Origin of the sequence: Roseomonas sp. GC11, from assembly GCF_024437745.1 — a bacterium.
Taxonomy (GTDB): domain Bacteria; phylum Pseudomonadota; class Alphaproteobacteria; order Acetobacterales; family Acetobacteraceae; genus Pseudoroseomonas.
The window spans coordinates 13,936-27,311 of record NZ_JANFNY010000039.1 but is presented as its reverse complement, the minus strand read 5'-3'; the positions used below and the strand labels follow the sequence as shown (position 1 = coordinate 27,311).

The following is a 13,376-nucleotide window of genomic DNA, read 5'->3' as shown; positions in this document are numbered from 1 at the left end:
ACAGCCCGGCACCGCCGCCGCTGAGGCGCGGCGGGGTCGGGCAGGGCTGGCCTGGCGGCTTGTTGCGGCGCACAGATAGGATGATCTCGCGCAAAAAGCGAGCCTTTCCGCTGGCGACGCGGCGCAGGTCTGCCCCGCCGAATCGGAAGCGGAAGGAAAACCCCGCCGGCCCTGCCCTGCTGGACCTGTGCCGCCGGGGCGAGGCGGAAGAGGCGCGGCTAGAGCCGGTGGACGGCCCGCGCCGCGCCCCCCAGCGGCCGGCTGGGGGAGAAGCGGTCCACCACGCAGAGATGCAGGGCCTGGTGCATGGCGAAGGCCGGGGCGGGCGGGGCCGGGGCAGGGCTGGGCGTGGCCTTGCCCTCCACCGTCTGCTTGCCGGACACCGGCTGCCACCCCACCAGCCGGGGCATGGCGGAGCGGAAGAGCGGCGCGCTCTCCGCGCATCCAGGCGCATCGGCGAGGCCCTGGCTGAGGGCGACCCGGTGCAGGACCTGGCCGGAAACGGCCAGGGAAACGGGTGGGGAAACAGCCATGGGGGAGGCCGCGGGGTGCGCCAGGGCAAGCTGCGCCAGGGCAAACAGCCCCGGCGCCACCCCGGCAACGGCCGCGACCATGAGGGGGGTCAGGTATCGGCGCATGATGGTCCAACCTGGGAATGAACGTATCGTTGCCGACCCAGGTTATGATTGACTTAACAAGAAAGTTTTGAAGGCTCCGGGCGCGAAAGTTTTTCAGCAACCCCGGGCTGGCGCCGGCTCTTCGCCTTGCCGTAGCCTGGACCGAAAGGAGGACGGCCACCATGAGCGACACCCCGCGCGACGAGGATGAGGACAGCGAGCTGGACCTGGGCATCAGCCTGGAGGCCGTCGCCACCGTCGTGGACCATATCCGCGCCATCCAGGACGATGAGGCCAACGAGGCCATCGACGAGGAGGACGAGGATGAGGATGACGACAGCGATGAGGATTTCGACGAGGAAACCCTGGCCGCCTTCATCGAGGAAATGAACGAGGACGAGCAGGCCGCCCTCGTCGCCCTGGCCTGGGTCGGGCGGGGGGACTATGAGCCGGAAGAGTGGGAGGAAGCCCTGCGCCTGGCCCGCGAACGCGGCGCCGCCGGGGGAGATACCTCCACCTACCTGCTCGGCATGGAGATGGCCGGCGACCTGCTGGCCGAGGGGCTCGCCGCCTTCGGCATCGCCGTCGAGGAGGTGGAGCGGTAAGGGCGGAGAGGAAGAAATAAAAACGAAAAGAAAAAAGTTCTTTTTGGGAAAAAGAACCAAAAACCTTTTTTTTCAGTGGCGTCCCGCTCAAAGGCCGGGCGGGATCGCCAGGTCAGCCATACATCACCACGGGGCCGGAAAGGCCGGCGATCTCACGGATCAGCTTGCGCCGCACCGCCTGGCCAAAGGCCTCGAAATCCTGTGCCACCACCAGGAAGGCGCCCGGGCCGCCAATGACCGATTCCGCGTAATACTGGTCCAGGGTCAGGCTGCCACGCCGGCCGAAGCTGGGCTGGTCGTTCAGGATGGGCAGGCCGTTGATCACCACGCCCTCGGCCACCGCGCGGTCCCGCACCGGCTCCACCGGCGGGCCGGAATTGTTCACCCCATCGCCCGAGACATCGATCACCTTGCGCGTGCCCTCGAAGGGCGCATCGGCCATCACCTTCAGGCTGAAGTCGATGCCGCCGGAAATCGAGGTCCAGGAGAGCGAGGCGCGCGGCGCCTCCGCCAGGGCGGAAGACCAGGCCTCCGCCTCCACCTGGCTGCCGATGCGCATCCAGGGCAGCACCTGCCGCTGATACTCAATGCCCGCCCACTCGACATAGGTGACGCCAATGGCGCCCACCGAGCCACCCCGGATGGCCTCCACCACCCGCGGGTCGGACAGCGCGCCGCGATAGCCCTCCCGCTGGAGCTTCGCCTCATCCTCGTCGATGGAACGTGAGACATCGACGGCCAGGACGAGGAGGACATCCACCGCCTCCTCCGCCCGGAGCCGCCTGGGCCACATGGCGGCGCCCGCCGCCAGGGAACCCGCCGCCAGCAAGGAACGTCGCCGCATCGTTGCCTCCTGCCTGTCCGATGATCAGCAAAGCCGATCCGGGGCGGAGGCTGTCTTGTTTCCTTCACACAACGCTGTGCGCCGGGTGCTATGCCGGGCCTTGCGCTGGTGGTCCTCCGCGTCCAGGCCTGGAGCCTAGGCGGCGGAACGACACGAAAGCGTAAAGATGGCCGTTAGCTGTTCAAATGTTCATGCAGGATGGCGGTGCCGAGCAGGATGAGGGCGATGCCGCCCAGGGCCTCGGCGGCGCGCCCCAGCCGGGTGCCGAGCAGCCGCCCGGCCAGCATGCCGCCGGTGGCCATGCAGAAGGTGGCCGCGCCGGTGGCCAGGGCGATCACCCAGATCTCGGCATCGAGGAAGGCCAGCGAAACCCCCACCGCCATGGCGTCCAGGCTGGTGCCGAGGGCGGTGGCCAGCAGCATCCAGGCTGAGCGCGCGGGCGCCGGGGCTTCTGGCGCGCGGCGCAGCGCCTCGGCCAGCATGCGCCCGCCCACCAGCCCGAGCAGGCCGAAGGCGATCCAGTGATCCACCGCCTGCACCGCGCCGGCGGCCATGACCCCGGCGGCCCAGCCGAGGACGGGCGTCAGCGCCTCCACCACGCCAAAGACCAGCCCCGTGCGCAGGGCATCGCCCAGCCGCACGCGCCGGGCCCCGGCACCACGCCCCAGGGCCGCCGCGAAGGCATCCACCGACATGCCAAGGGCCAGCACGGCGATCGAGACAGGAGACATGGCGGCGCCCTTCCAAAACCGCCGCCGCGATACCCCGCGTGGCGCGTCGTCGTCAATTTCCCTTTTTAAATCAGATATTTGTAACCAATGCCCTGTCTTGTACCCCAGGCTACACCCTGCACGGAACGCGGGGTCCGGGGTGGCCGTGCCACCCCGGCGGAGGGGTTTGGGGAGGCGGAGCCTCCCCAAGGAACAGCAGCTTCGTTTGGGGAGGCGGCGCCTCCCCAAGGAACAGCAGCTTGGTTTGGGGAGGCGGCGCCTCCCCAAGGAACAGCAGCTTGGTTTGGGGAGGCGGAGCCTCCCCAGGCGTCACGGCAATTCCTGCAACCGCCGCTCGACCAGCCCGCGCCACGGCGCATCGGCGGGCGCATCGGCCAGCAGGCTTCTCCAGCTGGCCCGCGCCTCCTCGCTGCGCCCGCCCCGGGCCTGGACCAGCCCGCGCAGGTAGCGCAGGCGCGGCTCCGCCGGGTCGATCTCCATCGCCCGCCGGACGAGGTTTTCCGCATCTTCCAGCCGGCCGCGCTCGATCTGCATCTCCGCCAGTTCGGCGGCCAGAGGTCCCTCGAAGCGGGTATCGAGCGCGCGCTGCCAGGCCTCGGCCGCGCGCTCCAGATGGCCGCGGCCGCGCTCCGCATTGCCGAGCAGCACCCAGCCCTGGCGCGTCACCTCGCTGTCCTGCGGACCCTGCGAGAGGCGTTCGCGCAGGCGGGTGAGCAGCGCCTCGTCCCGCGCGGCGGCGGCGGCGCGCTCGGCATAGGGGGCGGCGGGGATGTCCGGCTCGCCATGCCACAGATACAGCCCCACGCCGAAGGCCGGCAGCAGGAAGAGCAGCGCCCCGAGCACCGCCGCCCCGCGCCCCGGCGGGCGCCCCGGAAGGGCGGCGGTGGCGCCCTCCGGCATGGCCAGCAGGCGGCGCTGCACCTCCAGCACGGCGGCGCGGTGGGCCTCCGGCTCCAGCCGCCCGGCCTCGCGCTCGCGCTCCAGCTCCGCCAGCTGGGCGCGGTAGAGGGCAAGATCAGCCTCGCGCCGCCCGGTCAGCCGGGGCGGGCGCAGCAGGGACCAGCCGAGCGGCGCCAGGGCCAGCACGGCAAGCGCCAGGAAAAGCAGCCAGATCATCGCGGAGCCTGTTCCTCCAGCGCGGCGAGGCGCGCCTGTTCCTCGGCCGAGAGCGGCGGCGGCGGTGGCGGCGCGCCGCGCCGGCGCAGCAGCAGGATGGCCAGCAGCCCGCCCCCCAGCGCCAGCACCGGCATGCCCCAGAGCAGCAGCGTGGCCGCGTTCAGCGGCGGCCGCAGCAGCACGAAATCGCCATAGCGGGCATGGACATAGTCGATGACCTGGGCGTCGTTTTCCCCGGCCGCCACGCGCTCGCGCACGATGCGGCGGAGGTCGCGCGCCAGATCCGCCTCGCTGTCCTCGATGGACTGGTTCTGGCAGACGAGGCAGCGCAATTCCCGCCCGATGGCGCGGGCGCGCTGCTCCTGCGCCGGGTCGGCCAGCAACTCGGAAGGCAGGCCGACGGCATGGGCCGTGGCCAGCAGCGGGGCGCCCAGCAGCAGGGCCAGAAGAAGCCGGCGCATCAGGCGTGGCGCTTCAGCAGGGGGCGGATATCCTGGTCCAGGACCTCCGGTGTCACCGGGCCGGGCCAGCGCCAGCGGATGATGCCGGCGCGGTCCAGCAGATAAGTCTCCGGCACGCCATAGACGCCCCAATCGATGGCCACACGCCCCGGCTCGTCCTGGCCCAGGCGCTGGAAGGGGTTGCCGTGGCGCGTCAGGAACTGCGCCGCATCCGCCGCCTTGTCCTTGTAGTTGATGCCGAGGATCGGCACCCCCTCGCGCGACAGGCGCATCAGCTGCGGGTGCTCGACAATGCAGGGCACGCACCAGCTCGCCCAGAAATTCACCAGCACCGGGCCGGGGAGGTTGCGCAGATCGGCATCGCCAAAGGCCGGGGCAGGGGCGCCCGGCAGGGCGGGCAGGGTGAAGGCCGGGGCCGGCTTGCCCACCAGCGCCGAAGGCACGCCGCGCGGGTCATAGCTGCCGCTGCCCAGGCCGCGCAGCATGGCATAGAAGCCGGCTCCCCCCGCCACCGCCACGCCCAGCGGGGCCAGCATCAGGGCGCGGCGCGTGGTCAGGGGCATGGTGGGAAACCTTTTTGCGAGACGTGAGGCAGGAGAAAAAATCTGAGAAAAAAGCCGAGAAAAATTCTGGGGGAATGAATTCCCCCAGACCCCCTTCTTCTTTCTGTCAGGCTGCCGCCGTCTCCCGGCACAGCGGGGCGCGGCCATGACCAGCAGCGGACAAGACAGTTAAGTGGGGCGGCTGACGTCTGGGCCATGGCCGGCAGCGGACAGGACAGAGCGCGGGGCAGGGGCGGCGACGCGGATGCGGCGGTCCGTCAGGGAAAGCGCACCGCCCAACGCCATCACCAGCGCGCCCAGCCAGATCCAGGGGGCGAGGATATTGTGGTGGACGCGCAGCACGGCGCGGTCCCCCTGCTCCTCGCCCAGGACAGCGTAGAGATCGCCCGTCAGGCTGGTGTGGATGGCGGCCTCGGTGGTGGTCATGCCGGCGGCCACGGGGAAGCTGCGGCGCTCCGGCGTCAGCACGGTCACCACGGCGCCATCGCGCAGCACGGTCACGGTGGCGCGGCGGGCGGTCCAGTTGGGGCCGGCCACGTCCTCCAGCCGCTCCAGGCGCCATTGATAGCCGGCGTGGTTCAGGGTGGCGCCGGGGCGCAGCGCGGCCAGGGTATCGGTGGCAAGGCCCATCCCGGCCATGCCGAGCAGCGAAAGGCCCAGCCCGCCATGCGCCAGCGCGGCGCCCCAGGCGGCGCGCGGCAGGCCACGGGCGCGGCTCCAGGCGGCGGCCGGGCGGCGGAACAGGGCGATGCGGTCCGTGAGGTCGGCCAGGGCGCCGCCGATCAGCCAGAGCGCGGCGGCGAAGCCCAGCGCCGGGCCGGTGCGCCAGCCGGCGAAGGCCAGCATCACCGCCACCGCCCCCGCGGCGAGCAGCGCCGCCCACCACAGGCGTTGCAGCACCGGCCAGAGGCGGGCGCGCTTCCACGGCAGCAGCGGCCCGGCCGCCATGGCCAGCAGCAGCGGCGCCACCAGCGGCAGGATGGCGGTGTTGAAGAAGGGCGGGCCGACGGAAATCTTCTGGTCCAGCAGCAGGTCGGCGAACATCGGCCAGAGCGTGCCGGCCAGCACCACCGCCGCCATGGCGCAGAGCAGCAGGTTGTTCAGCACCAGCGCCCCCTCCCGCGAGAGCGGGGCGAAGAGGCCGGTGGGCGCCATGGCCGGCGCCCGCCAGGCGAAGAGGGCGAGGCTGCCCGCCACATAGATGCCGAGCAGGGCGAGGATGAAGGTGCCGCGCGAGGGATCGCTGGCGAAGGCATGCACCGAGTTCAGCACGCCCGAGCGCACCAGGAAGGTGCCCAGCAGCGAGAAGCCGAAGGCCAGCAGCGCCAGCAGCAGGGTCCAGATCTTCAGCGCCTCGCGCTTCTCCACCACGATGGCGGAATGCAGCAGCGCGCTGCCAGCCAGCCAGGGGAGGAGGGAGGCATTCTCCACCGGGTCCCAGAACCAGTAGCCGCCCCAGCCGAGTTCATAATAGGCCCACCAGGAGCCGAGCGCGATGCCGAGGGTGAGGAAGGACCACGCCGCCAGCGCCCAGGGGCGCACCCAGCGGCCCCAGGCGGCATCCACCCGCCCCTCCAGCAGGGCCGCGACGGCGAAGGCGAAGGTGACGGCATAGCCGACATAGCCGAGGTAGAGCAGCGGCGGGTGAAAGGCGAGGCCAGGGTCCTGCAACACCGGGTTCAGCCCCTGGCCATCCGGCGCGGGGGGCCAGACCCGGCCAAAGGGGTTGGAGGTGGCCAGCACGAAGGCCAGGAAGCCCAGCGCCACCAGCCCGAGCACCGCCAGCACCCGCGCCCGCAGCACGCCCGGCAGATCCCGCCCGAAACCCGCCACCGCCCCGCCGCACAGCGCCAGGATGAGCACCCAGAGGAGCATCGAGCCCTCATGATTGCCCCAGGCGCCGGCGAATTTGTACAGCATCGGCTTGGCCGAGTGGCTGTTCTGCACGACGTTGATGACGCTGGTGTCGTTCACCGCGAAGGCGGTGAGCAGCGCGCCGAAGGCGGCGGCGCAGGCCAGCAGCTGCCCGAGGGCCAGGGGGGCGGCGGCGCCCATCAGCCGGGCATCGCCCCGCGCCACGCCCCAGAGCGGCAGCACCGTCTGGGCCAGCGCCAGGGCGAAGGCCAGCGCCAGGGCGAAATGCCCGAATTCCGCGATCATCCGCCCTGCTTCTCCGGCTTCGGCGCCAGGGTGTTCCAGGTGGCGGCCGGGGGCGGGGCGCCCTTGGCCGGGTCCCAGTGGCCGCTGCGCTTCAGGGCATCGGCCACCTCGGGGGGCATGTAGGTCTCGTCATGGCGGGCCAGCACCTCGCTGGCGCGGAACTGGCCATCGCGCCCGAGCTTGCCCAGCGCCACCACGCCCTGCCCCTCACGGAACAGGTCCGGCAGCACGCCGACATAGGTGACGGGGATGGTGACGGGGCCATCGGTGACGCGGAAGCGCGCCTCGGGCTTGCCCTCCGGCGTCTCGCCGCGCGCCAGGCTGCCGGATTCCACCAGCCCGCCGAGGCGGAAGGCGCGCTCCGGGCCGGGGTTCCTGCTGGCGATGTCGCTCGGCGCCAGGAAGAAGACGAGATTGTCCTGGAAGGCCGTGAGCGTCAGCGCCGTGGCGGTGCCGAGGCCGAGGCCGGCCAGCAGCACGATCCAGATGCGGCGCTGTTTGCGCGTCAGACTCACCCCTGCCTCCTCTCGCGGGGGCCGAGCAGGGCCATGCGCCGCTTTGCCGCCGCATGCCGCCGCGCGGCCATCCAGGCCATGCCGCCAAAGCCCAGCGCCGCCAGCGCCCAGGCGATGGCCACGTGCCACCAGTGTTGCGTCATGCCCCGCAGCCTCCTGCCACCGCCTTGATATGGCGCAATACGGGCTGGATGGAATTGCCGATCCGGCGTTTTCCTGTGCCCCCGCGCTCACGCCACCCCACGCCCCGCGCCGGGAGCCCCGCCCCAGAGCCCCACCTGGAACCCCTGGAGCGGCAGCCCGGAAAAGAGCCCCACCTGGAACCCCGGGAGCGGCAGCCCGAAAAAGAGTCCCGCCTGGAAACCCGGGAGCGGCAGCCCGAAAAAGAGTCCCGCCTGGAAACCCGGGAGCGGCAGCCCGAAAAAGAATCCCGACTGGAAGCCGGGGAGCGGCAGCCTGAAAAAGAATCAGGCATGGGGGCGGGTGTCGTGGCTGCGGGCCTGGGCGAGCTGGAGCTGGCGCAGGCGCTTTTCCATCACCGCGGCGCGGGTGCGCGCCACCACCAGGGCGGCGAAGGCCAGGGTGAAGCCGATGGCGCAGGTGAGCAGCGGGTAGAGGATGTCCACATGCATCCCCGGCGCCGCCGCGCGGGTGACGGAGGCGGATTGGTGCAGGGTGTTGAACCAGTCCACGCTCCACTTGATGACCGGCAGGTTCACCGCGCCGATCAGCGCCAGGATGGCGCCGGCGCGGGCGCCGCGCTCCTCATCGTCGAAGGCGCGGACGAGGGCGGCATGGCCGACCCAGAGGAAGAAGAGGATCAGCACGGAGGTCATCCGCGCATCCCAGGCCCACCAGGTGCCCCACATCGGCCGGCCCCAGAGGCTGCCAGTGGCGAGGCAGAGCGCGGTGACCATGGCGCCCACCGGGGAGAGTTCCCGCGCCGCGAGATCGGCCAGCGGGTGGCGCCAGATCAGCCCCATCAGCGAGGTGATGGCGAGGCCGGCATAGCCGCCCATGGCCAGCCAGGCCATCGGCACATGGACATACATGATTCGCACCGTCTCCCCCTGCTGCCAGTCGGGCGGGGAGAAGGCCAGCGCCCAGGCGGCGCCCGCGGCCAGGACGAGGCCGGCGAGGCCCCAGAGCCAGGGCAGCAGCCGCTCCGTCAGGCGCAGGAACTGGCCCGGATTGGCGAAGCGGTGGAGGCCGCCGGCGGCAGGGCGCGGCGTGCGGGGCGCGGGGGCAGGGCGGATCGGGGTGCTCACGCCGCGCAACCTAGGCGTTGATGGCGCCGGATTGAAGCCATCCCCGCACCCGGTTACGTCATGGCGGGAGCGGCGCCGCCCCGGCAGCCGACCAGGAGGGATTCCCCGATGCTGTTCGCCATTCTCTGCGAGGACAAGCCGGCCGCGCTGGAACTGCGCCTCGCCACCCGCCCGACCCATCTGGACTACCTGGACAGCAAGGTGGAGGCGCTGGTCCAGGCTGGCCCGATCCTGGATGCCGAGGGCAAGCCCTGCGGCAGCGTGCTGCTGGTGGATCTGCCGGACCAGGCGGCGGCCGAGGCCTTCGCGGCGGAGGACCCCTATGCCAAGGCCGGGCTCTTCGCCAAGGTGACGGTGCGGCCCTTCCGGCAGGTCTATGCCGGCGGCAAGCGGCTCGGCTGATGGCTTTCTGGCTGGTCAAGAGCGAGCCGGACGCCTTCTCCTGGCAGCAGCAGGTGGCGAATGGCGTCGAGCCCTGGACCGGTGTGCGCAACGCGCAGGCGGCGAAGAACCTGCGCGCCATGCGGCTGGGTGACCGCGCCTTCTTCTACCACTCCAACATCGGCAAGGAGATTGTCGGCGTGGTGGAGGTGGCGCGGGAGTCCTATCCCGACCCGACGGAGGAGAGTGGCCGCTGGGCCTGCGTGGATATGCGCGCCCTGGCCCCGATGCCGCGGCCGGTGACGCTGGCCGAGATCAAGGCCACGCCGGAGCTGTCGGAGATCGGGTTGATCCGCCAGTCCCGCCTCTCGGTGATGCCGGTTTCCGCGGAGCACTGGGCCTTGCTGTGCCGCATGGGCGGCCTGGCGGAATAGTCTTTTCCGGCGGCGTCCCGCCTGTGGCTCTGGGCGGGACGCCAAACCGGCAGAGTCTTTTTGCTTCTTTTTCTTCAGAAAAAGAAGATTCTCCGATTACCTTCTGTTCCGTTCCTTATCGCCGAACCAGGGCGTGTTGTTGCGCATCTGCGGTTCCGGCATGGGCGGTGGCGGGTTGGCGAGAAGCTGGCTGGGGTCGACGTAGAGTTGCACGCCGGGCGGCCGGTAAGGCGGCGGGTAGGGGTAGGGCTGGGCCTGCTGGCGCGGGTCGCGCGGGATATCCTCGCGCCCCAGATAGCGCCCTTCGGCATCGTAGCGGCGCAGGACGGTGCCGCTGCCGGAGCGTTCCGAGGAGCCCTGATAGCGCCCATAGGCATCGAAATGGCGCTGCATGTCGCCATTCTGCTCGGTGCGGCCCATGTAGCGGCCATAGGCGTCGTATTCCGGCATGACCTGCGCCCGCGCGGCGCCCGCCATCACCACCGCCACCCCGAGCATCATCAGGCCCGGCAGGGTTGCCCGAAGCCGCATCTGTGTTCTTCCTTCCCGCGGGCTGTTCGCTGGGCCCGTGTTCGCTGGGCCCGTGTTCGCTGGGCCCGTGTTCACCCCCCCATGCTGGCGCCAAGGGATGGTTAAAGCGTTAACCAGACACCAGCATCAGCGCCTGGGACGGTGCCGCCAGCAGGGCCAGGAGAAGGGGGCTTGCACGCCGCGTCTCCTTCAGGCGATGCCGGGTCCATCACAGATGCCACCACACAGGCGCCGCGCGGCGGAAGCGTGGCGGTGCCGGACAGGATCCTGCCGCATGAGCGATGAACGGCCGCTGTGCCACCGCGACGATATCCCCGACGGCCAGTCCCGCGGCTTCCCCGGCGTGCCGGGCAGCTTCATCGGCCTTTTCGCCGTCCGGCAAGGGGAGGCGGTGCAGGTCTATGTCAATTCCTGCCCCCATGTCGGCGTGCCGCTGGAGATCGTGCCGGACCGCTTTCTGGACGGACCGGGCCGGCACATCGTCTGCGCTGTCCATGGCGCGCGCTTCCGCATCGAAGATGGGTTCTGCCTCTCCGGCCCCTGCGCCGGGGATGCGCTGGAGGCTGTGCCGGCGCGCATCGATGCAGCGGGCATGGTCTGGGTTCCCGCCGATGCGGGTTCTTGAAATTTTATTTCAAGAAAGCCTTCTTTTCTGAAGAAAAGAAGCAAAAGACTTTTTTCCAGGCTGCCGCTGTCTCCCGGCATAGCGGGACGCCTGACTGAAAAAAGTTTTTTGGTTCTTTTTTCCAAAAAAGAACTCTCTCCCCCTCCCCGCGCCTGGATGACCGCAAAGAGAACCGCTTACCCCCTCGCAGCACTTGACGAGGATCAAGGCGAATTGTCCCAATAGGCGGGAAACACGCAAGCGCCGCCTCAACCGGCGGCTGCCATCGCGGGGAGGAATGAACGATGCCCGATGACGCGCTGATCGCGGTGAAGCCCGAACTGGCCCAGGGCGCCCGCGTGGATGCCGCACACCACCGCACCATGAGCGCCGAGGCGCTGCGCGACCCGGAAGCCTTCTGGCGCGACGAATCCCGCCGCATCGCCTGGATGACGTCGCCGACGAAAATCAAGAACACCAGCTTCTCCGGCGATGTCTCCATCAAGTGGTTCGAGGACGGGGTGCTGAACGCCTCCGTCTCCTGCCTGGACCGCCACCTGGCGGCGCGCGGCGACCAGACCGCCATCATCTGGGAAGGCGACGACCCGAACAGCGACGCCAAGGTCACCTATCGCGACCTCTATGAGCGCGTCTGCCGCATGGCCAACGCCATGAAGGCCCTGGGCGTGCGGAAGGGCGACCGCGTCAGCATCTACCTGCCGATGATCGTCGAGGCGGCGGTGGCCATGCTGGCCTGCGCCCGCATCGGCGCGGTGCATTCCATCGTCTTCGGCGGCTTCAGCCCGGACAGCCTGGCCAGCCGCGTGCAGGACTGCGACAGCACCCTGGTCATCACCGCCGATGAGGGCCGCCGCGGCGGCCGCAAGGTGCCGCTCAAGACCAATGCGGACGAGGCGCTGAAGACCTGCCCGACGGTGCGGAACGTCATCGTCGTGAAGAACACCGGCGGCGAGGTGCCGATGCAGCCGGGGCGCGACCACTGGTACCACGAGCTGGTCGCCGCCGCCGCGCCGGAATGCCCGCCGGAGCCGATGAACGCGGAGGACCCGCTCTTCATCCTCTACACCTCCGGCTCCACCGGCAAGCCGAAGGGCGTGCTGCACACCACCGGCGGCTACATGGTCTGGGCCAGCTTCACGCATGAGCTAGTCTTCGACTACCGCCCGGGCGAGATCTATTGGTGCACGGCGGATGTCGGCTGGGTCACCGGCCACACCTACATCGTCTATGGCCCGCTGGCGAACGGCGCCACCACGCTGATGTTCGAGGGCGTGCCCAACTGGCCGGGCGTGGACCGCTGCTGGCAGGTGGTGGACAAGCATCAGGTCAACATCTTCTACACCGCCCCCACCGCCATCCGCAGCCTGATGCGCGAGGGCGAGGCGCCGGTGAAGAAGTGGTCCCGCCAGTCGCTCCGCGTCCTCGGCAGTGTGGGCGAGCCGATCAACCCGGAAGCCTGGCTCTGGTACTACCGCGTGGTGGGGGATGAGCGCTGCCCCATCGTCGACACCTGGTGGCAGACGGAGACGGGCGGCATCCTCATCTCCCCCCTGCCGGGCGCGGTGGCGCAGAAGCCCGGTTCGGCCACCCTGCCGCTGCCGGGCGTGCAGCCCGCCCTGGTGGACAATGACGGCACCATCCTGGAGGGCGCGACGGAAGGCAACCTCGTCATCCTCGACAGCTGGCCGGGGCAGATGCGCACCGTCTTCCGCGACCATGAGCGCTTCATCCAGACCTATTTCTCGACCTTCCCGGGCAAGTACTTCTCCGGCGACGGCGCCCGGCGGGACGAGGATGGCTATTACTGGATCACCGGCCGCGTCGATGACGTGCTGAACGTCTCCGGCCACCGCATGGGCACGGCCGAGATCGAAAGCGCCCTGGTCGCCCACCCCAAGGTGGCGGAAGCCGCCGTGGTCGGCATGCCGCATGAGCTGAAGGGGCAGGGCATCTACTGCTACGTCACCCTCAAGACGGGCGAGGACCCCACCGACGCCCTGAAGAAGGAACTGGTGGCCTGGGTGCGCAAGGAAATCGGCCCGATCGCCAGCCCGGACGCCATCCAGTGGGCCCCCGGCCTGCCCAAGACCCGCTCCGGCAAGATCATGCGCCGCATCCTGCGCAAAATCGCCGCCAATGAAACGGATAGCCTGGGAGATACCTCGACCCTGGCCGACCCCACCGTGGTGCAGGAACTGATTGAAAATCGGGTGGGGTGAAAAAAACCTGGGGGAATGAATTCCCCCAGGCCCCCTTCTTTTTTCTGTCAGGCTGCCGCGCCCCGCCGGCACAGCGGGCCGCGGCACTTTGGGCGGCTTCCCCCGGTTCAGTCGGGCGGCCCGCTTTCACACAAGGGCGCGGCAGCCTGAAAAAAAGGGGGGTTGTGGTGCCGGGGGGGCGGCATGATATGATGCCCCCGGAAGGTCAGTGGCGGACAGGCGCCTTGCCAACCCGGTCAGGTCCGGAAGGAAGCAGCCGCAGCGAGTTCCCGTCTGGGTCGTTCCGCTGATCTTCCACCGATGTCC

Annotated in this window: 16 protein-coding genes and 1 other RNA gene; 6 read left to right on the top strand and 11 right to left on the bottom strand. The window is 70.1% G+C overall.

The window, feature by feature from the left end:
• Positions 1-218: 218 nt before the first annotated feature.
• Positions 219-638 carry a hypothetical protein gene (locus tag NON00_RS13520; protein ID WP_256021913.1) on the bottom strand — a complete coding sequence of 140 codons (420 nt, stop codon included), beginning with the start codon at positions 636-638 and terminating at the stop codon, positions 219-221.
• 161 nt (positions 639-799) lie between these two features.
• On the opposite strand from NON00_RS13520, the gene NON00_RS13515 reads away from it, so the two are divergent.
• Positions 800-1,222 carry a DUF3775 domain-containing protein gene (locus NON00_RS13515; protein ID WP_256021911.1) on the top strand — a complete coding sequence of 141 codons (423 nt, stop codon included), beginning with the start codon at positions 800-802 and terminating at the stop codon, positions 1,220-1,222.
• Between the two features lie 112 nt (positions 1,223-1,334).
• Here NON00_RS13515 and NON00_RS13510 read toward each other — a convergent pair whose 3' ends face one another.
• From NON00_RS13510 to NON00_RS13470, 9 genes are all read right to left on the bottom strand, one after another.
• Positions 1,335-2,066, bottom strand: a complete 732-nt coding sequence (locus NON00_RS13510) for a DUF1194 domain-containing protein (protein ID WP_256021909.1) — start codon at positions 2,064-2,066, stop codon at positions 1,335-1,337.
• A 173-nt stretch (positions 2,067-2,239) separates the two neighbouring features.
• Positions 2,240-2,797: a manganese efflux pump MntP family protein gene (locus NON00_RS13505; RefSeq protein WP_256021907.1), complete on the bottom strand. Its 558-nt coding sequence runs from the start codon at positions 2,795-2,797 to the stop codon at positions 2,240-2,242.
• Positions 2,798-3,106: 309 nt separating this feature from the next.
• Positions 3,107-3,913 (bottom strand): c-type cytochrome biogenesis protein CcmI, encoded by an 807-nt coding sequence (gene ccmI, locus NON00_RS13500; RefSeq protein WP_256021903.1) that lies wholly within the window; start codon positions 3,911-3,913, stop codon positions 3,107-3,109.
• Positions 3,910-4,374 (bottom strand): cytochrome c-type biogenesis protein, encoded by a 465-nt coding sequence (locus NON00_RS13495; protein ID WP_256021901.1) that lies wholly within the window; start codon positions 4,372-4,374, stop codon positions 3,910-3,912. The genes ccmI and NON00_RS13495 overlap by 4 nt, the downstream gene beginning before the upstream one ends.
• A complete protein-coding gene (locus tag NON00_RS13490) occupies positions 4,374-4,937 on the bottom strand; it encodes a DsbE family thiol:disulfide interchange protein (protein WP_256021897.1) in 564 nt (187 codons plus the stop codon). Before NON00_RS13490 ends, NON00_RS13495 begins: the two co-directional genes overlap by 1 nt.
• A 168-nt stretch (positions 4,938-5,105) precedes the next feature.
• The gene (locus tag NON00_RS13485; protein ID WP_256021894.1) at positions 5,106-7,097 is read right to left on the bottom strand and encodes a heme lyase CcmF/NrfE family subunit; all 1,992 of its coding nucleotides are present in this window, start codon (positions 7,095-7,097) and stop codon (positions 5,106-5,108) included.
• Complete coding sequence (ccmE, locus tag NON00_RS13480; protein ID WP_256021963.1) at positions 7,094-7,606, bottom strand: cytochrome c maturation protein CcmE; 513 nt, start codon at positions 7,604-7,606, stop codon at positions 7,094-7,096. Before ccmE ends, NON00_RS13485 begins: the two co-directional genes overlap by 4 nt.
• Positions 7,607-7,608: 2 nt before the next feature.
• Positions 7,609-7,755 (bottom strand): hypothetical protein, encoded by a 147-nt coding sequence (locus NON00_RS13475; RefSeq protein ID WP_256021891.1) that lies wholly within the window; start codon positions 7,753-7,755, stop codon positions 7,609-7,611.
• Positions 7,756-8,079: 324 nt separating this feature from the next.
• Positions 8,080-8,868: a heme ABC transporter permease gene (locus NON00_RS13470; protein ID WP_256021960.1), complete on the bottom strand. Its 789-nt coding sequence runs from the start codon at positions 8,866-8,868 to the stop codon at positions 8,080-8,082.
• A 120-nt stretch (positions 8,869-8,988) separates the two neighbouring features.
• Here NON00_RS13470 and NON00_RS13465 point away from each other — a divergent pair, with 120 nt between their 5' ends.
• Both NON00_RS13465 and NON00_RS13460 read left to right on the top strand, forming a co-directional pair.
• Positions 8,989-9,282 carry a YciI family protein gene (locus tag NON00_RS13465; protein WP_256021888.1) on the top strand — a complete coding sequence of 98 codons (294 nt, stop codon included), beginning with the start codon at positions 8,989-8,991 and terminating at the stop codon, positions 9,280-9,282.
• Positions 9,282-9,695 (top strand): EVE domain-containing protein, encoded by a 414-nt coding sequence (locus NON00_RS13460; protein ID WP_256021885.1) that lies wholly within the window; start codon positions 9,282-9,284, stop codon positions 9,693-9,695. Before NON00_RS13465 ends, NON00_RS13460 begins: the two co-directional genes overlap by 1 nt.
• Before the next feature lie 96 nt (positions 9,696-9,791).
• Here the strand turns inward: NON00_RS13460 and NON00_RS13455 are convergent, their stop codons facing one another.
• On the bottom strand, positions 9,792-10,226 hold the full coding sequence (locus tag NON00_RS13455) for a hypothetical protein (protein WP_256021881.1): 435 nt from the start codon (positions 10,224-10,226) through the stop codon (positions 9,792-9,794).
• A 274-nt stretch (positions 10,227-10,500) separates the two neighbouring features.
• Between NON00_RS13455 and NON00_RS13450 the strand changes: the two genes are divergently transcribed.
• From NON00_RS13450 to ffs, 3 genes are all read left to right on the top strand, one after another.
• A complete protein-coding gene (locus tag NON00_RS13450; RefSeq protein WP_256021877.1) occupies positions 10,501-10,851 on the top strand; it encodes a Rieske 2Fe-2S domain-containing protein in 351 nt (116 codons plus the stop codon).
• A gap of 284 nt (positions 10,852-11,135) precedes the next feature.
• A complete protein-coding gene (gene acs, locus NON00_RS13445; protein WP_256021874.1) occupies positions 11,136-13,070 on the top strand; it encodes an acetate--CoA ligase in 1,935 nt (644 codons plus the stop codon).
• Between the two features lie 203 nt (positions 13,071-13,273).
• Positions 13,274-13,365, top strand: an RNA gene (ffs, locus tag NON00_RS13440) — signal recognition particle sRNA small type.
• Positions 13,366-13,376 lie beyond the last annotated feature (11 nt).

Coding starts and splice junctions, on each gene's coding strand:
- NON00_RS13520 (WP_256021913.1), bottom strand. CDS start 638: ATGCGCCGATACCTGACCCCCCTCATGGTCGCGGCCGTTGCCGGGGTG.
- NON00_RS13515 (WP_256021911.1), top strand. CDS start 800: ATGAGCGACACCCCGCGCGACGAGGATGAGGACAGCGAGCTGGACCTG.
- NON00_RS13510 (WP_256021909.1), bottom strand. CDS start 2,066: ATGCGGCGACGTTCCTTGCTGGCGGCGGGTTCCCTGGCGGCGGGCGCC.
- NON00_RS13505 (WP_256021907.1), bottom strand. CDS start 2,797: ATGTCTCCTGTCTCGATCGCCGTGCTGGCCCTTGGCATGTCGGTGGAT.
- ccmI (WP_256021903.1), bottom strand. CDS start 3,913: ATGATCTGGCTGCTTTTCCTGGCGCTTGCCGTGCTGGCCCTGGCGCCG.
- NON00_RS13495 (WP_256021901.1), bottom strand. CDS start 4,374: ATGCGCCGGCTTCTTCTGGCCCTGCTGCTGGGCGCCCCGCTGCTGGCC.
- NON00_RS13490 (WP_256021897.1), bottom strand. CDS start 4,937: ATGCCCCTGACCACGCGCCGCGCCCTGATGCTGGCCCCGCTGGGCGTG.
- NON00_RS13485 (WP_256021894.1), bottom strand. CDS start 7,097: ATGATCGCGGAATTCGGGCATTTCGCCCTGGCGCTGGCCTTCGCCCTG.
- NON00_RS13475 (WP_256021891.1), bottom strand. CDS start 7,755: ATGACGCAACACTGGTGGCACGTGGCCATCGCCTGGGCGCTGGCGGCG.
- NON00_RS13465 (WP_256021888.1), top strand. CDS start 8,989: ATGCTGTTCGCCATTCTCTGCGAGGACAAGCCGGCCGCGCTGGAACTG.
- NON00_RS13460 (WP_256021885.1), top strand. CDS start 9,282: ATGGCTTTCTGGCTGGTCAAGAGCGAGCCGGACGCCTTCTCCTGGCAG.
- NON00_RS13455 (WP_256021881.1), bottom strand. CDS start 10,226: ATGCGGCTTCGGGCAACCCTGCCGGGCCTGATGATGCTCGGGGTGGCG.
- NON00_RS13450 (WP_256021877.1), top strand. CDS start 10,501: ATGAGCGATGAACGGCCGCTGTGCCACCGCGACGATATCCCCGACGGC.
- acs (WP_256021874.1), top strand. CDS start 11,136: ATGCCCGATGACGCGCTGATCGCGGTGAAGCCCGAACTGGCCCAGGGC.